General features: G+C 43.9%; 21 protein-coding genes. 7 read left to right on the forward strand and 14 right to left on the reverse strand.

What is annotated here, in order from left to right:
- Nucleotide 1 precedes the first annotated feature (1 nt).
- Entirely contained in the window at nucleotides 2-1,141 is a 1,140-nt protein-coding gene (locus AC3IT7_RS05710; protein ID WP_489249699.1) for a YdcF family protein, read from the forward strand.
- On the forward strand, nucleotides 1,141-2,184 hold the full coding sequence (locus tag AC3IT7_RS05715; protein ID WP_313390599.1) for an alpha/beta hydrolase: 1,044 nt from the start codon (nucleotides 1,141-1,143) through the stop codon (nucleotides 2,182-2,184). Before AC3IT7_RS05710 ends, AC3IT7_RS05715 begins: the two co-directional genes overlap by 1 nt.
- A gap of 70 nt (nucleotides 2,185-2,254) precedes the next feature.
- Here AC3IT7_RS05715 and AC3IT7_RS05720 read toward each other — a convergent pair whose 3' ends face one another.
- Together AC3IT7_RS05720 and AC3IT7_RS05725 are read right to left on the reverse strand one after the other, a co-directional pair.
- Nucleotides 2,255-3,925: an FMN-binding glutamate synthase family protein gene (locus AC3IT7_RS05720; protein WP_489249700.1), complete on the reverse strand. Its 1,671-nt coding sequence runs from the start codon at nucleotides 3,923-3,925 to the stop codon at nucleotides 2,255-2,257.
- A gap of 498 nt (nucleotides 3,926-4,423) precedes the next feature.
- Nucleotides 4,424-5,431, reverse strand: a complete 1,008-nt coding sequence (locus AC3IT7_RS05725) for a helix-turn-helix transcriptional regulator (protein ID WP_489249701.1) — start codon at nucleotides 5,429-5,431, stop codon at nucleotides 4,424-4,426.
- 238 nt (nucleotides 5,432-5,669) lie between these two features.
- Between AC3IT7_RS05725 and AC3IT7_RS05730 the strand changes: the two genes are divergently transcribed.
- From AC3IT7_RS05730 to AC3IT7_RS05750, 5 genes are all read left to right on the forward strand, one after another.
- On the forward strand, nucleotides 5,670-7,229 hold the full coding sequence (locus AC3IT7_RS05730) for a circularly permuted type 2 ATP-grasp protein (protein WP_489249702.1): 1,560 nt from the start codon (nucleotides 5,670-5,672) through the stop codon (nucleotides 7,227-7,229).
- A 22-nt stretch (nucleotides 7,230-7,251) separates the two neighbouring features.
- Nucleotides 7,252-7,854 (forward strand): alpha-E domain-containing protein, encoded by a 603-nt coding sequence (locus AC3IT7_RS05735; protein ID WP_489249703.1) that lies wholly within the window; start codon nucleotides 7,252-7,254, stop codon nucleotides 7,852-7,854.
- Nucleotides 7,851-8,630 (forward strand): transglutaminase family protein, encoded by a 780-nt coding sequence (locus AC3IT7_RS05740; protein ID WP_489249704.1) that lies wholly within the window; start codon nucleotides 7,851-7,853, stop codon nucleotides 8,628-8,630. Before AC3IT7_RS05735 ends, AC3IT7_RS05740 begins: the two co-directional genes overlap by 4 nt.
- A 13-nt stretch (nucleotides 8,631-8,643) precedes the next feature.
- Nucleotides 8,644-9,378, forward strand: coding sequence for a proteasome-type protease (locus AC3IT7_RS05745; protein ID WP_475653559.1), 735 nt, complete (start codon nucleotides 8,644-8,646; stop codon nucleotides 9,376-9,378).
- Between the two features lie 77 nt (nucleotides 9,379-9,455).
- The gene (locus tag AC3IT7_RS05750; RefSeq protein WP_475653558.1) at nucleotides 9,456-9,887 is read left to right on the forward strand and encodes a BLUF domain-containing protein; all 432 of its coding nucleotides are present in this window, start codon (nucleotides 9,456-9,458) and stop codon (nucleotides 9,885-9,887) included.
- 48 nt (nucleotides 9,888-9,935) lie between these two features.
- Here the strand turns inward: AC3IT7_RS05750 and alr are convergent, their stop codons facing one another.
- The 12 genes from alr to ppsA form a co-directional block, all read right to left on the reverse strand.
- Nucleotides 9,936-11,006: an alanine racemase gene (gene alr / locus AC3IT7_RS05755; protein ID WP_489249705.1), complete on the reverse strand. Its 1,071-nt coding sequence runs from the start codon at nucleotides 11,004-11,006 to the stop codon at nucleotides 9,936-9,938.
- Between the two features lie 49 nt (nucleotides 11,007-11,055).
- Complete coding sequence (gene dnaB / locus AC3IT7_RS05760) at nucleotides 11,056-12,498, reverse strand: replicative DNA helicase (protein WP_475653556.1); 1,443 nt, start codon at nucleotides 12,496-12,498, stop codon at nucleotides 11,056-11,058.
- Nucleotides 12,499-12,715: 217 nt separating this feature from the next.
- A complete protein-coding gene (rplI, locus tag AC3IT7_RS05765; protein WP_004645413.1) occupies nucleotides 12,716-13,162 on the reverse strand; it encodes a 50S ribosomal protein L9 in 447 nt (148 codons plus the stop codon).
- Nucleotides 13,163-13,171: 9 nt separating this feature from the next.
- Nucleotides 13,172-13,399, reverse strand: a complete 228-nt coding sequence (rpsR, locus tag AC3IT7_RS05770; protein WP_005097242.1) for a 30S ribosomal protein S18 — start codon at nucleotides 13,397-13,399, stop codon at nucleotides 13,172-13,174.
- Between the two features lie 12 nt (nucleotides 13,400-13,411).
- Nucleotides 13,412-13,798 (reverse strand): 30S ribosomal protein S6, encoded by a 387-nt coding sequence (rpsF, locus tag AC3IT7_RS05775; RefSeq protein ID WP_004278789.1) that lies wholly within the window; start codon nucleotides 13,796-13,798, stop codon nucleotides 13,412-13,414.
- Nucleotides 13,799-14,173: 375 nt separating this feature from the next.
- A complete protein-coding gene (gene cyoE / locus AC3IT7_RS05780) occupies nucleotides 14,174-15,052 on the reverse strand; it encodes a heme o synthase (RefSeq protein WP_489249706.1) in 879 nt (292 codons plus the stop codon).
- Nucleotides 15,053-15,062: 10 nt separating this feature from the next.
- Complete coding sequence (locus tag AC3IT7_RS05785; protein WP_475653554.1) at nucleotides 15,063-15,389, reverse strand: cytochrome o ubiquinol oxidase subunit IV; 327 nt, start codon at nucleotides 15,387-15,389, stop codon at nucleotides 15,063-15,065.
- A complete protein-coding gene (gene cyoC / locus AC3IT7_RS05790; RefSeq protein WP_475653553.1) occupies nucleotides 15,389-16,009 on the reverse strand; it encodes a cytochrome o ubiquinol oxidase subunit III in 621 nt (206 codons plus the stop codon). Before cyoC ends, AC3IT7_RS05785 begins: the two co-directional genes overlap by 1 nt.
- 4 nt (nucleotides 16,010-16,013) lie before the next feature.
- The gene (gene cyoB / locus AC3IT7_RS05795) at nucleotides 16,014-18,002 is read right to left on the reverse strand and encodes a cytochrome o ubiquinol oxidase subunit I (RefSeq protein ID WP_489249707.1); all 1,989 of its coding nucleotides are present in this window, start codon (nucleotides 18,000-18,002) and stop codon (nucleotides 16,014-16,016) included.
- A gap of 3 nt (nucleotides 18,003-18,005) precedes the next feature.
- Nucleotides 18,006-19,100: a ubiquinol oxidase subunit II gene (gene cyoA / locus AC3IT7_RS05800; RefSeq protein ID WP_489249708.1), complete on the reverse strand. Its 1,095-nt coding sequence runs from the start codon at nucleotides 19,098-19,100 to the stop codon at nucleotides 18,006-18,008.
- A 300-nt stretch (nucleotides 19,101-19,400) separates the two neighbouring features.
- Entirely contained in the window at nucleotides 19,401-20,198 is a 798-nt protein-coding gene (locus tag AC3IT7_RS05805) for an RDD family protein (RefSeq protein ID WP_489249709.1), read from the reverse strand.
- Nucleotides 20,199-20,616: 418 nt separating this feature from the next.
- Nucleotides 20,617-22,995 carry a phosphoenolpyruvate synthase gene (gene ppsA / locus AC3IT7_RS05810; protein ID WP_489249710.1) on the reverse strand — a complete coding sequence of 793 codons (2,379 nt, stop codon included), beginning with the start codon at nucleotides 22,993-22,995 and terminating at the stop codon, nucleotides 20,617-20,619.
- Nucleotides 22,996-23,053 lie beyond the last annotated feature (58 nt).

Below are 23,053 nucleotides of genomic sequence, written 5' to 3' on the forward strand. Positions count from 1 at the left end.
TATGAGTAAAACCCATTGGATGGTGCGTTTTGTACAAGTGGTCACTGGACTGTTTGTGCTTTTCGGCTGTCTACTGGTATTGGTCTATACGCCTTTCTATTCACAAATGATTGTTAAGGGCTTAAACCAGTTTGTATCTTTAGAATTAAATGAAGTCGCTGCGCAAAGCCAGAAAATGGCAGCGCTGAGTGAGCATGAAAATCTGGAACCCGGATCTGATCTATGGATTGCCCGTCAGGCATATCTCAAGGTGATGGAACAGGATATCCAGCAAAATAATTCTGCCAACCTGATTCTGATCCAGGCACGTTATAAAGCGTTGCAACAGGTCATTGATGAACATCAGCGCGAGCAGCAAAATCAAAAAGCCGAGCAAAGTCCGCCCGCCCAAGTGCCTTTATTGTCCTCACAAGAACCGGCAGAGCCAGCCGATCCGACTGCGAATGTACGTGCATTGCTGGATTGGGACAGCAGTGAAAACAAAGAGCGGATTGAACAGTATATTGAATTTCTGAACACGCATCCTGTACAACAGCAAGAAGCCAGTTCAGTACAACAGACTGCTGGAGAGGAAATTCAGCAGGACTTGGCCTTGATACAGGATCAGCAGCAGGTGAAGCCGGCAAATACCTCCCAGCCTTATGCCATTGTGGTATTGGGTGGCGGCTTAACTCTGGATGAACAGGGCAAAGAGATTGTCGTCAATCACTATACCCGCCTGCGTCTGGAAACCACATTGGCGGTCGAAAAGCATTATCAGTTACCGATTGTGCTGAGTGGTGTTGAAGCACCGTATATGCAGCGCTGGCTGCAACAGCATGATGTCGATGCCAAATTGCTGGAAGATCGCAGCATGAATACCTGCGAAAATAGCCGTTTCAGTTCATTATTATTACAAAAGAAAGGTGGAGCACCGACAGTGATTTTGATCACTGATCGTTATCATATGCCAAGAACCCGCCGTTTATTTGCTTTAAATGGTATACAAACTATTCCGGTGGAGGCACCCATGCCGAAGCCTTTGACACGATGGCGTCCAAGTGCGCAAAATTATGATCATAGTCGTCGAGCCAATTATGAAATGTTGGCGACCATGCGCGATATGTGGTTTGGATCTAGTGACTGTCGGGAGGTGCCATAATGTCTGATATCCCATTTTTAAATCCCACAATCCTGAAGCAACTTGATTTACCTATTCCAAGCCGGGATATTACGCCACAACTGTTGCCGCCGTTAAACCTGAATCGTAGTGATGAACCGCCAATTGACCTGCAATCCTATCGCAAGCTGTATGGCTTTGATTTATTGGATTGCAAGCATTGGCAAGGCTATGTACAGATGCCACTGTTCAAATTGCATGTACAGGTGTTTGAGCCAAATCTGGAAAATACCCGATTTGACAAGGTTCAGGGCACCGCTTTCTTATTGCATGGTTATCTGGAACATAGTGGAATTTATCAACCTATTGTGAAAGAGCTGCTGGAACAGGGCTTTAGTGTATTGACCTATGACCTGCCCGGACATGGTCTGAGCGATGGTTCACCTGCCAGCATTCAGAATTTTGATCATTATCAGCAGGTTTTGCATGCAGTGCATCGTTATGTGCAGCATGCCTCGCAATTGCCTAAACCTTGGGTCGGCATTGGACAAAGTACGGGTGGTGCGATCTGGATGCACCATTTACTGGAATTTGCAGAACGTCGCGAAAACCCTTTTGTAGAGCGTGTACTGTTGTTATCTCCGCTGATCCGTCCTGCGAAAACCGCCTGGTGGCATAATTCGGTCGGGCTGGGCATTATTAGCCGAATCAAGCGTGAAGTTCCCCGGCATTTCAGACGCAATAACCATAATCCGGAATTTCTGCGGTTTATCCGGCTTAAAGATCCCTTACAGCCACGGATGATGGGCATGGACTGGATTCTGGCGATGTCGCGCTGGATGCTGGAAATGGAAGCGCGTCCAGCTTGCCGTATTCCGGTCTGGCTGGCACAAGGTGCGCAGGACCAGACCGTGGACTGGCGTTATAATATCGAATTTATCCGGCGTAAATTCCGTCTCCAGACCTTACTGATGCTGGAAGAAGGGTCGCATCAGCTGATCAATGAACGGGCCGATATTCGTGCTGCATTGACTGGCCTGATTCCTGCTTTTCTGCATGCACAGGGCAGTAAAACTTATTATTAATATATTGAACATCAAATATGCAAAAAAGGCGTTTGAATAAAACGCCTTTTTTGCTTTTAATCACATTAATTTAAAACTCTTCAAGCTTGGCCAGATTCCACATCCGGAAGTAGAAGTTCTCTTCATCCTTGTTTTCACAGGACAACAATTCACCTTCTTTTAACCAGAAGTGAATCTGGGCAAAGTTTTTTATTTCGTGATTATTTACACGTTGTGCCAGATGATGGGCCTTAATTGCCGAAGGATGTTTCAGACCTGCAGAAGCAATCAGTTCAGACAAGGCATGTAAGGTGTTTTTATGAAAATGAAACACGCGTTCGGCCTTGGTCGGTACATGTAAGGCTTTCTGGCGGTCTTTGTCCTGCGTGGTGACACCGACAGGACACTGGTTGGTATGGCAGCTTTGTGCCTGAATACAACCGACGGCAAACATGAAACCGCGTGCCGAATTGACCCAATCTGCCCCAATAGCGAGCGTACTGGCAATATCAAATGCACTAATGATTTTACCACTTGCACCAATTTTGATCTTATCTCTCAAGCCGGCGCCGACAAGGGTATTATGCACAAACAGTAAGCCTTCTCTTAAAGGGGCACCCACAAAGTCAATTAGCTCAATCGGTGCAGCACCGGTTCCACCTTCAGAACCATCAACCACGATAAAATCAGGATAAATCTGGGTATGTAGCATGGCTTTAACCATGCTCATAAACTGCCAGGGCTGCCCCAAACAGAGTTTAAATCCGACCGGTTTTCCATTAGAAAGTTCACGTAATTGCTGGATGAAATTCATCATTTCAATCGGAGTGTTAAAGGCCGGATGACTGGAAGGTGACACACAATCATGTTCACGGCTGATGCCTCGAATCTGGGCAATTTCTTCCGAGATCTTGCTTTTAGGCAAAATACCGCCATGTCCAGGTTTAGCCCCTTGCGACAACTTGATCTCAATCATTTTTACTTGCGGTAGTTTGGCCTGGGCGGCAAAGCGTTCCGGATCAAATTGCCCATCTAGAGTACGACAGCCAAAATAACCACTACCAATTTCCCAGACCAGATCGCCTTCATATTCCAGATGATAGGGGCTGATACTGCCTTCACCGGTATCATGAAAAAAATCACCTTTCTTGGCACCGAGGTTCAGTGCCCGAATAGCATTGGCACTCATACTGCCAAAACTCATGGCTGAAATATTCAAAATGGAAGCGGAAAAAGGCTGTGTACACTGTTCATTTCCGATCAGGATCCGAAAGGTTTGTGGGTCTGCCATTTTGCAAGGGGTGATGGAATGGCTGACAAATCTATAATTATCTTCATAGACATTCAGGATCGAGCCGAAAGGTTTATCTGAATTTTCATTTTTCGCCCGCTGATATACCAGACTGCGCTGCATACGGGAAAAGGGCAATGCATCCCGGTCGGCTTCAATAAAATATTGACGGATTTCGGGGCGAAACTCCTCAAAGATAAAGCGGAAATGTCCCATGATGGGATAGTTCTTCAGAATAGAATGCCGGTTCTGTAATACATCATATAAACCAAGCAGGCTCAGTAAAATGCTCAGGATCCACAGCGTATTCACCAGAGTTTGCGGTATAAAATAATAGATATAACGCGGTGAATAACCGATATGAAATGTGGTAAAAATCACTGCAATCAGAATGCAGGCAAACCAGACCGAATGACGGGAAAAAAAGGTATTGAGCAGCTTGTGACGTATTAATTGAGCAGGGTTAGCCATTGTAAAATTAAGTCCCTATTTCTACTTCTATAGGACTTTATGATGTGCAGAGGCAAGGGCTTATACAAGCAGAGAATTGTTATTCAGTTTGATAAACATGCCCAAACCAGTACAGAGCGCTGCAATACCTGGACAGAAAATACTGATAAATTCTGCAAAAAATATTCTATGGAGAAAATCTGCAAAGCACATGCATTCTATTTATTTCATAATCAGGCAAGATGCTCTTATAGTAGGTTTATCACCCAAACAGGAGTTTAAACTATGACAAAAAAATCAATCCGTTTTAATGCTGCAGAGCTGGCTTGCTAATGTCTATGGCATATTCAGGTTTAAAACATTCATCCGGCATAGTTTTGGGTTGCTTAGAAAAAGTATGCGGGTATAACGGCAGATCACCAGAATAACTATAAAAATACAAGCATAATTCTCCATTCCCCAATTTGGGGATTTTTTTTATTCCAGAAAATTTATAAAAGTTTAATCAAACCAAGGTGGTTAAGACTTTTCTTCATCCAGCTGGTTGACCGCATTGGCAACCATGTTTGGCTCAATATGCTTGATTTTTTTACCAAAGCTGCGCAACCACCAGATCAACTGGGAAGTAAAGGGAACCGTGGCTGTGATCACTGACATACCATTGTCCATTTTTTCAATCTTCTGGTCCTTGCTGAGTTGGCTTTCCTCAAAATAATGCGCATCCGATTCCGACATGCTGAGTTTTAAGGTGACATTTTCAGTTGGATGATTGAAGTCCACCCGGAAGCCCAATGCGCCAGAATCGATATATTCATCAATATCAAAATTGACCGGATGCAGGGCGCGTGAATTGAGCACCATTGCCGATTTAAAGCGATGCAGGGCAAAAGTCTGGATATCAGATTTATCATGACGGGTACAGACCAGATAGATAATCGAACCTTTTTGCACCAAAGCCAATGGATTCAGGATATAGGTTTTTTCTTCACTATTATGGCCGCGACCCTGATAGACACATTCCAGTTGCTTGTCCTGCAACAGGCCTTCGTAGACCGCTTGCTGCGCGGCTTTATCTACTACAGGCGGGATCAGGGGCTGGGTGGCTGGCACAATCCGCACCCGATTAATCCATTGCCGGACATTGTTTTGCGAGGAAAGACTGCGTCGGGCCAGGTCGAACCAGGGATTCATTTCTTCGATCAGGCTAGGTGGCAACAGATGTTTTAAATGTTCTTCCACCATCATAAAGGTCACGGCTTGCGAGCTGGTCATATGCGGCAAACTTTGCAACGGTGCATCTGAGCGCCAGCGCCAGCCTTGCGGTGTGGTTTTACTGCTCTCAATAGGAAAGCGCTGCGCAATCTGATTCAGGTCACGCTGAATGGTGCGCAAGCTGATATCAATACCTTCACGATTCAGGATTTCCTGTAATTCACGTGTTCCCATCCATTTGCCGGTAGAAAGACGCGACAAGATTTGCCATTGGCGATACAGGCTATTCGAGGTTTCTTTTTCTTGTGCTGACATAGTTCTTTGTGCTGGCAATAAAGAGGACGGGATTTAACTTAGATTAACACAATAAGAAAACTCACATTTTTTCGCAAGTCTTTCTGCACAACATTTGCTCTACAATTCTCAAACAACTTGGCAAAAAATAGCATTGAGTTGAGGGTGTATTTATTAGATTAATGGTAGTTGCAATACGGGTTCAATGGCATGGATATTGCTTTGATTTAATTATAATAGAACATAACACGAGGTTTGTATGCTTAAAGGAAATCAGGATACAAATGTAATTGAAAAACTTGATAATTTTAGTTCCCAAAATCTTGGGAAAAATTTTATAGAGACAAAAACAGCAACGGTATCAACTACAGCACATCCACAACTTTTATTTCAACAGCTCTCTTCAAAATTCTTTAATGAAATGCGAGATGATCAGGTCATGTCCAGTCAGGCCGGTCAAAGACTGGAAGAATGGCTATCCCAACATACGCTGGATGAACTCAATGCCCTGAATCAGGTAGCCAAAGAACATTTTTTACATGATGGCATTACCTTTACTGTGTACGGCGATGAAGAAGGCGTAGAAAGAACAATTCCCTTTGATATCATTCCGCGGGTGATTGACCGCAAACAGTGGAATATGGTGGCTTTGGGTTCGGCACAACGGGTGCGCGCACTGAATCTGTTCCTGCATGATATTTATCATCAGCAGGATATTTTAAAAGCCAATATTATTCCTGAGTTACAGGTTTTGACGCATGAGGCTTATCAACCACACATGTATCAACATAGCCTGAAAGGCGGTATTTATAGCCAGATTAGCGGCATTGATGTGGTACGGGATTCCAAGGGCGAATTTTATGTCCTTGAAGATAACCTTAGAACGCCATCTGGCGTGTCTTATATGCTGGAATGCCGCAAGATTAGTCAAAAGCTGATGCCTAAAGTATTCGAGCAGGCCAAAATTGCCGGAATTGAGCAATATCCACAACTTCTGAAAGAAATCCTGATTGAAAATGCCTATGTCGATAAGCCTTTTGTGGTGGTATTGACCCCAGGGCGTTTTAATAGTGCTTACTACGAACATGCCTTTCTTGCAAGGGAGATGGATGTGCCATTGGTGACATCGCGTGACCTTTTTGTTGATGGCTCGAAAGTTTATGTAAAAACCATACGTGGTCGTCAGCAGGTCGATGTTATTTATAGAAGGGTCGACGATGCTTATCTAGACCCATTATGCTTTAAACCGGATAGTAGTCTGGGTGTACCTGGCTTAATGGCTGCCTATTTGCAACAGAATGTGGTCATTGCCAATGCGCCGGGCACCGGGGTCGCAGATGACAAATCGATTTATCCTTATGTCGATAAAATGATTCATTTTTACCTGGGTGAACAGCCAATTTTGAAAAATGTTCCGACCTATCCATGTCGTAATCTAGAAGATTTAAACTATGTCCTGGCACATCTGGATCAGCTGGTGGTGAAAGAAGCACAGGGTTCAGGTGGATATGGCATGCTGATTGGACCGCAATCGTCCAGACAGCAAATTGAATCTTTCAGGGAGAAAATTCTAGCTGCACCGCATTTGTATATTGCGCAGCCTACTTTGGACTTATCGGTAAGTCCGACTTTGACCAGTTTTGGTATTGCTGAACGTCATATCGACTTACGCCCATTTGTTTTAAGTTCACCGTACCGTACTGAAATTGTGCAGGGTGGCTTGACACGTGTAGCGATGCAACCAGGTTCACTGGTGGTAAATTCATCACAGGGTGGCGGTATTAAAGATACCTGGGTGGTCGACAATTTACATTCATAATATTCCAACGAAGGAAAATGTCATGATTTTGCTGAATAGCAATGCGCAGCATATTTTTTGGTTAGGGCGTTATTTATCTCGCACTCACTCTTTATGTGCGCGCTTTCCATTTCTAGAAGATGAGACCGCTCTGGCTTATGCTCACGCCTTTTGTTTACCAGCTTTTGATGCCAGTTCCTTAAATGAACTGATACTGGATTCAACCCAAGCCGCATCTTTTAGCCAGCAGTTTAAAGTCGCGAAAGACAATATTCAGGAACTACGCGGGGTATTGTCGGCATCGGGATATGCGGAAATGATGAAGTTGATCAAGACTGCAGACAAGAATGCCGGCTATATCTGTGATGTCGTAACCGAATGTGAGGATATTCTGGAAGCTGAGTCTTCCGATATCTTTCTGTTCTTCAGTTTAGGCCAATGTGTCGAACAGCTCGATCACCAGTTACGTCTGGGTGAAGACAGCAGTACTACACTCTGCAAGATTGATTATGTAGTCAGAATCTTGGTAGAAATGGGCTGGAGTGATCTGGAACAATACTGGGAGCAGTTACGTACCCAGCCCGACCTGATTCAATTCTATCAGTTTAGTGATCATATCCATCAAATGTTTGAGGCAGATGTATGAAATTGATGGTGAATCACCAGACGCATTATAGCTATACCGCTGAAGTGAGGAACAGCATTCAGTATATCAAGATGATGCCTTCCAGCAATGTGCATCAGCGCGTGCATGCCTGGGATGTCAGTGTGCCGGGTCATAAAGAAATCCGGCAGGATGCATTTCATAATCTGTGGCTTACCAGTAGCCAGCGTGAACCTTATTCTTCATTAACGATCATGGCACAAGGGATTGTCGAGCTGAATCCCGCGCATGAGAGTGGTCTGAATGATTCGATTAATCCCAATATTTTCTTGCAGCCGACTGAAGCGACGCAATGCAATGCAGCAATGAAAGATTTTGCACAACGTCATGTGCCTGCATTAAGCCGTCAACATCTGATTGGGCTGGCACAGGCATTGCTGGAACATGTACCTTATATTTCTAACAGTACCTCTGTGCATGGCTCTGCCATCGATGCCTTTGAGGCACGACAGGGCGTCTGTCAGGATCATAGCCACATTTTCATTGCCATGTGTAAATATCTGGGTTTACCTGCCCGTTATGCGTCTGGTTATTTATATGCACAAAATGCATCACATCTGGCCAGTCATGCTTGGGCTGAAGTGTTTGTAGATCAGACATGGTATTGTTTTGATGTAAGTAATCTGCTGTTTAGCCCAAGTTCGCATGTCTATGTGGCAATCGGGCGTGATTACTGGGATGTGGCACCGGTACGGGGTGTAAGGGAAAAGGGCGGTGTAGAGTCCATGCATTCCATCGTTCAGGTGTTAGGCTGTTAATAAGGATAAAAAAATGACGTATTGTTGTGCGCTACGTTTAGAGCAAGGTATGCTTTTTATTAGTGATACCCGGACCAATGCCGGCGTAGATCACATTTCTGTATTTCGCAAACTGTATACCTTTGGTATTCCAGGCGAACGTATGATTGTAATACAGGCTTCCGGAAACCTGGCAACAACCCAGGCCGTGATTGGACATATCAAAAACCAGCTCGAACTGAAGCAGGAGCCCAATATCCTGAGTCTGCATACCATGTTCGATGTCGCTGAACTGGTTGGCAGTACCCTTAAAAAAGTCATTGCCAATGTGACCGGGGATGTGTCGGAACAGATTAATTATTACTGTAATTTACTGGTCGGTGGACAACTTAAAGATCAGGATATGCAGTTATATCATGTCTATCCGCAAGGGAATTTTATCTGTGCCACCCGGGATACACCGTATTTCCAGATTGGTGAAAGTAAATATGGTAAACCGATCCTGGATCGTGCCTTGACTTATGAGATGCCACTGGATGAAGCCTTGCGTTGTTCGCTGATTTCATTTGCTTCGACCTTACGTTCCAATGTGTCCGTGGGTATGCCACTCGATGTGCTGGTGTATAAAAAAGACAGCTTGATGATGCCACGGGGCAAGCGCATTTCCGAAGATGATGAATATTTCACCTCGATCAGCCGGCAATGGTCGGACACCTTGAAAAAAGGCCTGGCAGAACTTCCAGTGCCTTCTGACGAGTATTTCCTGTAGCGGCTATCTTGGTCTTGTTTTTTAGCGTACAGTGTTTAACTTCTATGCAATAAAGCAAAACAAGAATAGAAGTAAGCATGTACCAATTTTGTTATGCCAGTAAAAGTACGTCCTGCAAATCTGATTTGCTTAAAGATTTAACTAATATTCTTAAAGAAGCACGTGATTTTAATCATCAGCATCAAGTTACAGGTGTGCTGTATTTTGCCGATGGTTATTTTTTTCAATGTCTGGAAGGCGAGTGTTTAACCTTAAAAAGTCTGTTGGTCGAGAGACTGCATAAGGATTCCCGTCATCAGGATATTAAATTGTTTGAGACCAGGGAGATTGACGATCCGAGCTTCCCGGACTGGTCGATGAAATATATTTCTAAACGTAGTGCGATTCAGCAGTTCTGTCAAAATATGGGATTTAATACATTTAATCCCTTTGCCTTTGAGCAGCCTCATGTCGAAGCTTTATTGCAGCAATTGAGCCTGGAACAGGCCGAAGAACAAAAATCAGCCTAAAGAAAAAGCCCAACATCTGTTGGGCTTTTTTTAGCTTGCAGCGTCAGCTCAGACAAGTCGACGCAGCGGACGGTTGCTGAGTCTGCATAACAGCTCATAACCAATTGTGCCATTGGCATCGGCCACGTCATCAACTAAACGGGTTTTACCCCAAAGCTCGACTTCAGTGCCGGGCGTGGCCGCTATGCCGGTTACATCGATTGCAATCATATCCATGGCGACACGACCGATCACAGCTGCTTGCTGGCCATGAATGACAACATGGTTCTGTTTGGGAAAAGCACGAGGGTAACCATCACCGTAGCCAATTGAGACAATCGCAAGTGTCATGTCTTGCTCGGCTGTAAATGTTGAACCATAACCGACATGCTCACCCGCCTGAATCTGATTAAGCGCGATCACTTCAGCAGTAAAGGTCATGACCGGTTTGATATCTAAATCATGTACAGTTTTGTCTGCAACAGGAGACGCGCCGTAAAGCATGATCCCGGGGCGAACAAAATCAAAATGCAGTTCAGGATATTTATAAATAGCTGCTGAATTGCAACATGAACCCAGAAGCGGCGCACAATCTGATTTAATTTCAAGGAACTGACGAATCTGTTCATCATTCAATGGATGCTCGGCATCGGCATTGGCAAAATGCATCGCCAACACACAGCTAAAACCTTCGGCTTTAAGTTGATTGATCACATCTTTGATGACATCAATCTTAAAGCCAAGCCGGTTCATGCCGCTATTCAGTTTGACCCAGACTTTCAGGTTTTTGGCGATATAAGCATCTTTATGTGCAATCAGCCATTGGACTTGCTCGGATTGATGCACAATGACTTCGATATTTTGCTCAATCACGATAGGCATTTCGTCTGCTGCAAAAATACCTTCGATGAGGGTGATCGGCTGTTGATAGCCTAATTCACGAATTTCCAGAGCTTCTTGCAGGCAGGCGACACCAAAGGCATCAGTTGCACTTAAGGCTGCTAAGCAGTCTTTAACTCCATGTCCATAAGCATTGGCTTTGACCATGCTGACGATTTTAGCGCTTGGGGCAAGTTGTTTGACACGGTTTAAATTATATTGCAGTGCTGCACTGTCAATATAAACTGTAGCTTGGCGCACCCTAAATTACTCCTAGAGGGACGATGGAAATGTGATGATGTGAGCCTGATTACTCTTCATCATCATACTGAGCATAGAACTCAGGTGAGAGATTACTAAAACGGGTATATTGTCCTTCAAAGGCCAGACGCACGGTACCAATCGGGCCATTACGCTGCTTACCAATAATAATTTCAGCAGTACCAGCTTCTTTGGATTCCTTGTTATAGACTTCATCGCGGTAAATGAACATGATCAAGTCGGCATCCTGCTCGATCGCACCGGATTCACGTAAGTCGGACATCACCGGGCGCTTATTGGGACGGTTTTCCAAGGCACGGTTTAACTGAGACAGTGCAATTACAGGACACTGCATTTCTTTGGCCAGCGCTTTTAAACTGCGGGAAATTTCCGAGATCTCACCGACACGGTTGTCGCCCATACCGGGAACTTTCATCAACTGCAGGTAATCGACCATGATACAACCGAGTTTGCCGCCATGCATTTTGGCAATACGACGGGCACGGGAACGTAATTCAGTTGGTGGCAGGGCAGAGGAATCATCGATATACAGATTTTTTTCCTGTAAATGTACAATGGTACTGGTTACTTTAGACCATTCATCACTGTCCATTTTACCGGCACGTAAATGTCCCTGATGCACCCGACCAAATGAGGAAATCAGACGCATGGCAATCGAATCGGCTGGCATCTCCATCGAATAGACCAGCGCCGGCAGGTTGTTATTAAATAAAACGCTTTCGACCAGATTCATGGCAAAGGTGGTTTTACCCATCGATGGACGGGCGGCAACAATAATCAGGTCGCCAGATTGCATGCCTGACGTTTTATTATCCAGTTCCACAAAACCTGTGGTGAGACCGGTAATGCTGCCTTCCATTTGGGATAATTCATTCAGCTTATCAAAAACATCTGCAACGACAGAGTTAATCGGCTTAGGCCCTTGAGCCTTGGCATTGTTATTATGCTGTTCTGCAATCGAGAAAATATTGGTTTCAGCTAGGTCGAGAATTTCACTGACGCTACGGCCTTTGGTGTCATAGGCATTTTGTAAAATTTCAGAGCTGACTTTAATCATGCTGCGCAGGGTAGAGAATTCTTTAATTTTTCCTGCATAGGTTTCCAGGTTGTAGAAACTGGATGGCGAATCTGCCATGAGCTGCATCAGATATTCTTCACCGCCAATCGCATCGAGCAAATTCTGCTTGATCAGCCAGTCATGTACCAGTACTGCATCATAAGGCGAGTTTTCTTTGGAGAGCTGATCAATGGCGCGGAAAATATATTTATGCCGGGTCGCATAAAAATCATTTTCAGTCAGCACATCACCGACCTGTTCAAAAGATTCGGCAACGGTCATTAATGCAGCAAGTACAGCTTGTTCAATCGCTAAATTGTGCGGTGGAGTACGAAATTCCTTGAGATTGCTATTCTCGGTACTGATTTCGGCTTTAGCGGTGGTCGGCTTTTTGCTGGCATTCGCCTGTGACATATAAATCCCTGATTTTAAATACAATGGTTAAACATTATCGGAGATGAACAGCTTTTATTCACTACGACATGAAATGATACGCGTTCTGAAATCAAATGCGAAGGATAAATTTTCATTTGTATGAGTAATAAAATAATTTTTAAGCAGGAGATGCCTGTCATTTTTTTTATCTATAAAAAAAGAGCATGCGAAAGCATGCTCTTTTTCGGGCGAGAAATTACTCAGCTACGATAGTAACCAGAACTTCTGCAGTAACATCATGGTGCAATTGGATTGCGATGTTAAATTCGCCAGTGTGACGAAGTGCGCCATTTGGAAGACGTACTTCTGCACGGTCTACTTCTAGACCAGCATTTGTCAACGCGTCAGCGATGTCACGAGTACCGATTGAACCGAATAGTTTACCTTCGTCACCAGCTTTCGCAGTGATTACGATATTTACTTCGTTCAATTGGTCAGCACGTGCTTGAGCAGCAGCTAAAACATCAGCTTCAGCTTTCTCAAGTTCAGCACGACGAGCTTCAAAAGCAGCAGTGTTTGATTCTGTTGCAGCAACTGCCATACCTTGTGGGATAAGGAAGTTACGGCCATAACCAGCTTTAACTGAAACTTTATCACCTAGTTTACCTAGGTTTTTAATACGTTGTAATAAGATAATATCCACAGCTCAACCTCACTTATGATTGTCAGTGTAAGGGATCAAAGACAAGAAGCGAGCTTGTTTAATAGCTAGCGCTAATTGACGTTGGTAACGAGCTTTAGTACCTGTAATACGGCTAGGAACAATCTTGCCGTTTTCAGTGATGTACTGTTTTAAAGTGTCGATATCTTTGTAGTCGATGTACGTAACGTTCTCAGCTGTAAAGCGGCAGAACTTGCGACGACGGTAAAAACGTGCCATGTTATGTTCTCCTTAAGCTTCAGCAGAGTCTTGAGCGTGTTGTGCTTCTTCACGTTGAGCTTTACGCGCACGTTTTTCTTCAGCACTTTTCGCCAATAGTGACTCTTCAGTGATTGCGTTTTCACGACGGATGATAAGGCTACGAATGATTGCATCGTTATAACGGAACAATTCTTCAAGCTCATCAAGAGTAGTTTGACCACACTCAACATTCATAAGAATGTAGTGAGCTTTGTGGATCTTGTTGATTGGGTAAGCCAATTGACGACGGCCCCAGTCTTCAAGACGGTGGATTTGACCTTCAGCTTCTTTGATGTGAGTTAGGTAGCGTTCTACCATACCAACGACTTGATCGCTTTGATCAGGGTGTACTAAAAGTACGATTTCGTAATGACGCATTGTCAGCTCCTTACGGTTTGGACAGCCCCAATTTAAGTAAATTGAAGCAAGGAGTCACAACCAGGGTTGTGTCGCAGTGTTTGCGAAGGGTGAATTGTAGAGATTTTTAAGGATAATTTCAACCAGATAAGCGGTTTTTGCGAAATTATATCTATCGCTCCATATCTTCACTGGCAAGTCGTTATAGCTTTAAACAGTCTTAGTCGGCTTAAACTTATTGAGATAGGACTTTAAAATAAAAAATGAGTGAATGATATAAGAAAGTAAACAAGCAAGATCAATAGTGCTTAAGGCTGAAATGTTGATTCTGTATACAGAGGTTTGGAACAGGAAGAAAAATCAGAATAAAAAAAGATAGAGACTAACTCTATCTTTTTAAAAAAACACAATCTGTGTAGATGGGGCAGTTGAAGTAAAGCTAAATACAATACTGATCACGGTAATCAGGATGACAGAGAACAGAAAATATTTCTTTGCCCAAAGCTGATCATTTTCAGCTTTAAATCCAATCACACCCAGATACAACCAGTAAATACACAATAGATTTAGAATCACTGCATACAACCAATTGGCATAGCCATATACAAATAACGCATTCATGGTAATTGTGAATAACACCACATAAACCAGGGATTCAATCTTGGTACGATGAATCGAACGCGCCACAGGCAAAATGGGAATGCCTGCATTTTTGTAATCATCAAAGCGGTAAACCGCAATTGCCCATGAGTGAGGCATTTGCCACAGCGCATAACCTAAAAAGATCAGTAAAGCACCCAGGTCAAATTGATTGGCCACAGCGGTATAACCAATAACAGGCGGAGCTGCACCAGAAATACTGCCTACTACAGTTTGATGAATTGTGGTTCGTTTTGTCCATAGGCTGTAGAAACCAACATATACAACAAAACCAATCACCGCGAATAAGAAAGCGTACGCATTTACCCAGAACCATAAAATGCTAAAACCAATGATACCCAATACCAGCGCAAAAACGAGGGCAACAGGTTCAGAGATGGTTTTGGTGACCAGAGCACGATTTCTTGTGCGCTGCATTCTTTGGTCGATGTCTTGGTCAATCATGTTGTTGACCACACATCCTGATGCCACCACAAGGGTAGTACCGAGAAGGGTAATAAGCAGGAGAAGGAAATCTACAGAACCTTGAGTGGCTACGAAGTAGCCACCCAAAGTGGTAACAAAGTTACCGAAGAGAATTCCTGGCTTAGTCAGGAATAAATACTTTTTCAGCATGACGACCAGTTTAGATCATCATGTTGTAGTGTAGGTAATTCATGATCCATACAGAACCCACTAAAAGAATAGCGATGGTCAAGATGGTATACACGAACGCAATCACGTTCCAGCGTTGCTCTGAAGAAGAGTTCATATGCAGGAAGTAAATTAACTGCACAAGAATCTGAGCAACCGCAGTAATCGCAATTACTGTAATCAAGATACCGCGTTCAAAACCGCCTGCCATAACCATACCGAATGGAATTACGGTAAGGATGACAGAAAGGATGAAACCAATAGTATATTGCTTCACGTTACCGTGTGCTGCACCAGCTGAGTTGTGATCGTGACTCATTACAGAACTCCCATCAAGTAAACTACGCTGAATACACAGATCCAAACGATGTCAAGGAAGTGCCAGAACAAGCTTAGGCAAGCCAGACGACGTGTGTTTGCAAGGGTCAAACCATATTTCTTGATTTGAACCATTAACACGATCATCCATACCAGACCAGAAGTTACGTGAATACCGTGCGTACCTACCAAAGTAAAGAACGCAGATAAGAACGCACTTGTGCTTGGACCATGACCAGCATGAACTAAATGATTGAATTCATATAGTTCCATACCGATGAAGATAGCACCGAATACCCAAGTAATCGCTAACCAAGTCAGTACTTTTGCAACATCTTTTTTGTATGCAGCAAGAACTGCAAAACCAAAGGTTACAGAAGAGATCAACAGGGCGAAGGTTTCAGTAAGAACGAAACCTAAAGAGTCGCCAAACAGTTCTCTCGCACTTGGAGTACCCACAGGAATGTGGCTACTCAAAACAGCGAACGCAATGAAGAGTGTACCGAACAGGACAAGGTCACTCATCAAGTAAGTCCAGAAACCAAAGACAGTGATGTCAGTATCATCGTGATGATGATGCTCATCGTGTCCGTGGTTATCGTGATGAAGTACTTCAGCCATTGTCTTAGTCCTTCTTCAAGTGTTTTTCAAGAATCGCATAGCGTTCGTTTTCAATACGCTCAACTTCAGCAGCAGGAACATAGTAATCCACTTTCTTGGTGAAAGAAGACACGATGAAGCTAATGATAGAAGCAATGAACGTAACAACTACTAACCACCAGATGTGCCAGATTAAAGCAAAGCCCATCACAGTAATGAACATTGCGATTACGAAACCGGCAGCACGGTTAGTCGGCATATGCACATCTTCATACTTCGTCGGTTTTGCATACGCAACACCGTTTTCTTTCTCGATCCAGAAAGTATCAATACCATTGATCTTTGGAAGATGAGCAAAGTTATAGAACGGAGCAGGAGAAGATGTCGCCCATTCAAGCGTACGACCATCCCATGGATCGCCAGTCAAATCTAGACGTTGGTCACGTTGTAAGAAACCAACCACAATTTGCATGATGAAACATACGATACCAAGCGCAATCAGAACTGCACCGAACATCGCGATATTTACATACGGATCCCAGTCTGGGTTGTCAAATGTATTCAAACGACGTGTCATACCCATGAAACCAAGGATATAAAGTGGCATGAATGCAAAGTAGAAACCGAAGAACCAGAACCAGAACGCTGCTTTACCCCAAGTTTCATTCAGTCTCCAACCGAACATTTTCGGCCAGTAGAAGATAATACCTGCGAACATCGCAAATACTACACCACCAATAATTACGTTATGGAAGTGAGCAATCAGGAATAACGAGTTGTGTACCAGGAAGTCCGCTGGTGGAACAGCCATCAATACGCCTGTTAAACCACCGATACCGAAAGTCACAAGGAAGCCAAGTGTCCACAGCATTGGAGTGGTGTAAACAATACGACCCTTGTACATGGTGAATAACCAAGAGAAGATTTTCACACCAGTAGGAATCGCGATAATCATGGTCATGATACCGAAGAACGCGTTAACGTTGGCACCTGCACCCATGGTAAAGAAGTGGTGAACCCATACAACGAATGACAATACTGTGATTGCTACTGTTGCATACACCATTGATTTGTAACCGAACAATGCTTTGCGCGAGAAAGTCGCAACAACTTCTGAGTAAATACCAAATGCTGGTAATACCAAGATGTATACTTCCGGGTGACCCCAAGTCCAAATCAGGTTTACATACAACATCGGGCTACCACCCAAGTCGTTAGTAAAGAAGTGGAAACCGAAGTAACGGTCAAGCGTTAACATCGCAATTGTTGCAGTCAACACCGGGAAAGCCGCAATAATCAATACTGCTGTACATAAAGATGTCCAGGTAAAGATCGGCATTTCCATAAGTTTCATGCCAGGCGCACGCATTTTGATGATGGTAACAAAGAAGTTAACACCCGTTAATAGCGTACCCAGACCTGAAATTTGCAGTGCCCAGATGTAGTAGTCCATACCTACGCCTGGAGAGTATTCGATGCCAGACAGTGGAGGATAAGCCATCCAGCCTGTTGCTGCGAATTCGCCAAGAGCAAGTGAAACCATCATCAGACCCGCAGCGCCGGCAAATAACCAGAAGCTGAGTGAGTTTAATAATGGGAATGCAACGTCACGTGCACCGATTTGAAGCGGTACAGAGATGTTCATCAAACCAACAACAAGACCCATTGCCACGAAGAAGATCATGATCACGCCATGCGCGGTAAAGATCTGGTCGTAATGCTCAGGGTGTAAATAACCTTCGCCGCCACCTTTTGCAAGGAACTGCTGAAGACGCATCATGATCGCATCGGCGAAACCACGCACTAGCATGATCACAGATACGAAGATATACATGATACCGATTTTTTTATGGTCTACAGATGTGAACCATTCGTTCCACAGGTAGCCCCATTTCTTGAAGTAGGTAATACCGGCAACAACTGCGATACCACCCAAGATCATCATTGCAACAGTTGCCAATACGATTGGATCGTAAGGAATTGCATCTGGACCTAACTTACCTAAGAAGCTCATGTCTTATTCTCCTTGAGAAGCAGTCGCATGTTCACCAGCCACATGAGCTTCAGAAGCAGCCGCTTCATGAGCAACAGCATCAGTCGCTGCAGCTTCTACAGGAGCTGAGTGATCAGCACCATGGTAGTTACTCATATACTTGTGAATCACAGATTCAAACAAACCTTGCTCTACAGAAGAGTAGTAAGTCACAGGATGTGGCTTAGTAGGGTAAGGCTTCATTGCTTCAGCAGCAGCCTTCTCTTCAGGAGTTTTAGCTTTTGCAATAATCGCTTCGATCTGGTGTACACCACGGTTACCGTCACGCAAACTTGCAAATTCAGCTTGGTCTAGAACAGTTTTTTGTACTGCATTAGGGTTAACTGAAGTACCGTTTCCTGCCTGAACAGCAGAAACCCATTCAGCAAATTGAGCATCAGTCACAGAATGTGCACGGAAGCGCATTTGTGAGAAGCCATAACCTGAATAGTTTGAAGAGAAACCACGGTAGCCTTCAGCTGGACTAGTTTCATCAGCTAATAGGTTGAGGTGAGTTTGCATACCTGCCATTGCATAAATCTGACCACTTAACGACGGGATGAAGAAAGAGTTCATCGTGAAGTTAGAGGTTAAACGAAGGCTTACCGGAGTTTGCTCTGGGAAACGCAGTTCGTTAACAGTTGCAATGTTTTGCTCAGGGTAGATGAAGATCCATTTAAACTGTTCAGCAATTACTTGGACAGTTAAAGGTGCTTTATCTGCTTCAATTGGACGGTATGGGTCATACTTGTGGGAACCCCACCAAGTTAACCAAGCTAAAATACCAATAATAATGACAGGGATACCCCATACTACAATTTCAATCGCAGTAGAGTGTGCCCATGTAGGTTTATAGTCTGCGTCTTTATTCGATGCACGATATTTCCAACCGAACCATAATGCCATGATAATTGATGGAATTACCACCAACAGCATTAAGTAAATCGCAGTCATCATCAGGTTACTTTGACCTGCTGCAACTGGACCTTTAGAGTTCAGAAGTACCATATCACCACCACACCCGGTCAAGAGTGCAGTCATCGCAGATAAAGACAATACAGCTAAAATCGTTTGTCTCATTTTACAACCTCGGTGAAGAGTCCCATTCCCTAATTTAATATGGGATAGCGATTAAAGTGCACATGACTAAAAAGGCTGATTTTTTACAAAACATCCTATCAGTCACAATACACCGCTACGTTGTAGGGCATTATGCCTGAGATTGACGAACTAAGCTATATGTAAAGCCGCTTTAAATGCCTGTAATAAAAACTGATTTTGTTACTCGGGATTCAGGAATATTTATAAGAATTTTATTGCAATTTCAAAGTTATGTATAAAAAATGGGATGAGCTTCATCCCATTTTGTCCGGTTCCGGATTATTGTTTTACCACTTGAGTTTTTGCCAGTTTATCGTGCAGGGTCTGACGTTTTTTGCCCAATCCGAAGGCCCAGTCAATCATCAGACTTAAGGGCATGAAGATAATATTCAGGAAGATAAAGAATACACTGCGGATGGTGAAAGCACGTAATAAACTGGTTTTTTCGCCAGATTCAACATCTACAATTTTGATTTTTGTCATTTTTTTGCCAATACTTTGACCAGATTTGGCAATCAGATAGGCTTGAATCAGCAGCATGATTAGCAGGTAAACCGCAGTGGCAATCCAGGCCTGTTGAGAAAACATCTCGAACATCTGGGTTTGCAGTTGCTGTGCCATGGCAGGGTCGGCATCACTGCTAAGAATCACATTCATGAATTGCTGGTTTAACTCTGCAAACCGGACTTCCTGCTCAGGCGTAAAAAATGCGGTCAAAATAAAAGTCGCTGGCAGCCACAGTAACACGTCTACAATTTTGGCCAGAATCCGGCTGGGAATGCTGGCAAGCGTATTTGTTTGCGTAGTGGTCTGGGTACTTGGTTGAGTATACGAAGAGGTCGTAGACGGATTATTTTGGACTGCAGGTGTCTCAGGTGTGACAGTTGGTGCGACATAGCCTTCAGGTTGATATACCGATTTTCCCTGGGTAAGCTCACCTAAAGCTTTCCACTCGGTCATGCCTTGATGCCATGCTAAATCAGTCAACATGACTTGCTGACTGGCAAGCATCTGATTTAATTGCTCGAGCGTATATGGACCAGCTTGTTGATTGTTTCGTGCCAAGTAAATCTGCATATAGACTGAATCTCAATATAAATTTGAACTGATGATAAGTTTAACCAAGATGGTGTTGAGTTCTATTTTGAAAATCAACATGATCTTAGTGTTAAGATTATAGATAAATTGAGCATTTTCAATCATATTTATGACGAAAATGCTTCAAATTAAAAACAGTGTAACAAGGATCTAAAGGTTTGAGTACATCATCCGTAGCATTCGCCTGGCTTTAATTATTATCATTTTAAACTTATTTTATTGTTGGTATTTGTTTGTCATTACAATTCGAATGTATTGCAAAATGACAGCAGAAATATATATTAAATACAAAAGCTTATATTTTTTGAAAATTTCAGCAGCGTGTTTTTGGGAATATAAAAGAATATTGATCTCATAAAAAAGACCCTATCGAAGGGTCTTTTTTATATGCAGATTATTATGCTTTTTGAACTTTTTCTTCAGCCAGGAAGAACCAGGTATCAAGCACTGAATCCGGGTTCAAAGACACAGATTCAATACCTTGTTCCATTAACCATTGTGCAAGATCTGGATGGTCAGAAGGGCCTTGACCACAAATACCGACATATTTTCCTGCTTTACGGCAAGCCTGAATCGCCATAGAAAGCAGCGCTTTCACTGCCGGGTCACGCTCGTCAAACAAATGCGAAACAATACCTGAGTCACGGTCCAGGCCAAGGGTTAACTGGGTCAAGTCATTTGAACCAATCGAGAAGCCGTCGAAATGCTCAAGGAACTGTTCAGCCAGTAGCGCATTGGTTGGAAGTTCACACATCATGATCACTTTCAGGCCGTTTTCACCGCGCTTAAGACCATTTAGACCTAATAGCTCGATAACACGTTTCGCTTCAGCCACGGTACGTACGAATGGAATCATGATCTGTACGTTGGTCAGGCCCATTTCGTCACGCACTTTTTTCAATGCACGGCATTCAAGTTCGAAGCAGTCACGGAAGTTGTCAGACACATAACGGCTCGCACCACGGAAGCCCAGCATCGGGTTTTCTTCTTCTGGCTCGTATAACTTGCCACCGATCAGGTTGGCATATTCGTTTGACTTGAAGTCAGACATACGGACAATCACTGGCTTGTCAGCAAATGCAGCAGCAAGGGTAGAAATACCTTCAACCAGTTTCTCTACATAGAACTCGATTGGAGATGCATAACCGGCAGTACGCGCCATTACTGCAGCACGCGTTTCACGTGGCAAGCTGTCAATGTTTAACAATGCTTTAGGATGCACGCCAATCATACGGTTGATGATGAATTCTAAACGAGCAAGGCCAATACCTTCGTTTGGAATCTGTGCAAAGTCGAATGCACGATCCGGGTTGCCGACGTTCATCATCACTTTGAATGGAAGCGCAGGCATTGACTCGATCGAGTTGGTTTGAATTTCGAAATCCAGTGCGCCTTCGTAGATGAAGCCAGTATCACCTTCAGCACAAGACACAGTCACTTCCTGACCGTCTACCAGCACTTCAGTGGCGTTGCCACAACCAACAATTGCTGGAACACCAAGTTCACGGGCAATGATCGCAGCATGACAGGTACGACCACCACGGTTAGTAATAATCGCAGCAGCACGTTTCATCACTGGTTCCCAATCCGGGTCAGTCATGTCAGATACAAGAACATCACCGTCTTGTACTTTGTCCATTTCTTTAATAGACGTCACGATACGGACTTTACCAGAACCGATACGTTGACCAATTGAACGGCCTTCACAAATCACGGTACCGCGTTGCTTGAGCAGATAACGTTCCATGGTGCCGACATTTTCACGGCTTTTTACCGTTTCAGGGCGCGCCTGAACGATGTAAATCTGGCCATCATCGCCATCTTTGGCCCATTCGATGTCCATTGGAGAACCATAGTGGTTTTCAATGATCAATGCCTGTTTGGCAAGCTCTTGAAGCTCCTGGTCGTTCAAAGCGAACTGTTGGCGTTCAGCTTTTTCAACATCGACCACAACCACAGATTTACCGGCAGAAGCTTCTTCACCATAAATCATTTTCTGGTGCTTAGAACCAAGGTTGCGGCGCAGGATCGCGTGTCGGCCTGCATTTAAAAGCGGTTTGGAAATATAGAATTCGTCAGGGTTTACTGCACCTTGAACCACCATTTCACCCAAACCATAAGATGCGGTAATAAATACTGCATCACGGAAGCCTGATTCAGTATCTAGGGTAAACATCACACCTGCAGCGCCGGTTTCAGAACGAACCATACGCTGGATGCCTGCTGAAAGGGCAACCACGTCATGCGCGAAGTTTTGGTGTACACGGTAAGAAATTGCGCGGTCATTATATAGCGATGCAAAAACTTCTTTAATCGCGATCAGTACGTTATCAATACCACGAATATTCAAGAAAGTTTCTTGCTGGCCAGCAAAAGAAGCGTCCGGTAAATCTTCTGCAGTTGCAGAAGAGCGAACGGCAACCGCGATGTCAGGGTTGCCGTTAGAAAGCTCTGCAAAGGCTGTACGAACTTCTTGTTCCAATTCAGGCGTAAGTGGAGTGTCCACAATCCATTGGCGAATTTTTGCGCCAGTTTCAGCGAGTGCATTTACATCATCAACATTGAGAGCTGCAAGCTCTGCATTGATTTTAGCGTTTAGGCCACTTTGCTCGAGAAATTCACGATAGGCATCGGCAGTCGTTGCGAAGCCACCTGGCACAGATACACCAGCATTTGATAAGTGGCTGATCATTTCGCCTAGTGATGAGTTTTTCCCACCGACCAGCTCAACGTCGTGCTTCCCTAATTTTTCCAGACCAATTACGCGCGCTTCCAAAGTTGTTACTCCACTTTTGCAGTATTAATCACTATCTTGGCATGAGAGTATAGCAAAT

It is taken from the genome of Acinetobacter sp. KH_038 (genome assembly GCF_057839405.1).

What these genes read in the sequence shown, in the direction of transcription:
- AC3IT7_RS05730 (WP_489249702.1), top strand. Translation starts at nt 5,670, where the DNA reads ATGCTTAAAGGAAATCAGGATACAAATGTAATTGAAAAACTTGATAAT.
- AC3IT7_RS05785 (WP_475653554.1), bottom strand. Translation starts at nt 15,389, where the DNA reads ATGAGTCACGATCACAACTCAGCTGGTGCAGCACACGGTAACGTGAAG.
- AC3IT7_RS05725 (WP_489249701.1), bottom strand. Translation starts at nt 5,431, where the DNA reads ATGTCAGCACAAGAAAAAGAAACCTCGAATAGCCTGTATCGCCAATGG.
- AC3IT7_RS05745 (WP_475653559.1), top strand. Translation starts at nt 8,644, where the DNA reads ATGACGTATTGTTGTGCGCTACGTTTAGAGCAAGGTATGCTTTTTATT.
- AC3IT7_RS05750 (WP_475653558.1), top strand. Translation starts at nt 9,456, where the DNA reads ATGTACCAATTTTGTTATGCCAGTAAAAGTACGTCCTGCAAATCTGAT.
- dnaB (WP_475653556.1), bottom strand. Translation starts at nt 12,498, where the DNA reads ATGTCACAGGCGAATGCCAGCAAAAAGCCGACCACCGCTAAAGCCGAA.
- cyoB (WP_489249707.1), bottom strand. Translation starts at nt 18,002, where the DNA reads ATGAGCTTCTTAGGTAAGTTAGGTCCAGATGCAATTCCTTACGATCCA.
- AC3IT7_RS05720 (WP_489249700.1), bottom strand. Translation starts at nt 3,925, where the DNA reads ATGGCTAACCCTGCTCAATTAATACGTCACAAGCTGCTCAATACCTTT.
- rpsF (WP_004278789.1), bottom strand. Translation starts at nt 13,798, where the DNA reads ATGCGTCATTACGAAATCGTACTTTTAGTACACCCTGATCAAAGCGAT.
- cyoE (WP_489249706.1), bottom strand. Translation starts at nt 15,052, where the DNA reads ATGCTGAAAAAGTATTTATTCCTGACTAAGCCAGGAATTCTCTTCGGT.
- AC3IT7_RS05735 (WP_489249703.1), top strand. Translation starts at nt 7,252, where the DNA reads ATGATTTTGCTGAATAGCAATGCGCAGCATATTTTTTGGTTAGGGCGT.
- AC3IT7_RS05805 (WP_489249709.1), bottom strand. Translation starts at nt 20,198, where the DNA reads ATGCAGATTTACTTGGCACGAAACAATCAACAAGCTGGTCCATATACG.
- AC3IT7_RS05710 (WP_489249699.1), top strand. Translation starts at nt 2, where the DNA reads ATGAGTAAAACCCATTGGATGGTGCGTTTTGTACAAGTGGTCACTGGA.
- cyoA (WP_489249708.1), bottom strand. Translation starts at nt 19,100, where the DNA reads ATGAGACAAACGATTTTAGCTGTATTGTCTTTATCTGCGATGACTGCA.
- cyoC (WP_475653553.1), bottom strand. Translation starts at nt 16,009, where the DNA reads ATGGCTGAAGTACTTCATCACGATAACCACGGACACGATGAGCATCAT.
- rpsR (WP_005097242.1), bottom strand. Translation starts at nt 13,399, where the DNA reads ATGGCACGTTTTTACCGTCGTCGCAAGTTCTGCCGCTTTACAGCTGAG.
- AC3IT7_RS05740 (WP_489249704.1), top strand. Translation starts at nt 7,851, where the DNA reads ATGAAATTGATGGTGAATCACCAGACGCATTATAGCTATACCGCTGAA.
- AC3IT7_RS05715 (WP_313390599.1), top strand. Translation starts at nt 1,141, where the DNA reads ATGTCTGATATCCCATTTTTAAATCCCACAATCCTGAAGCAACTTGAT.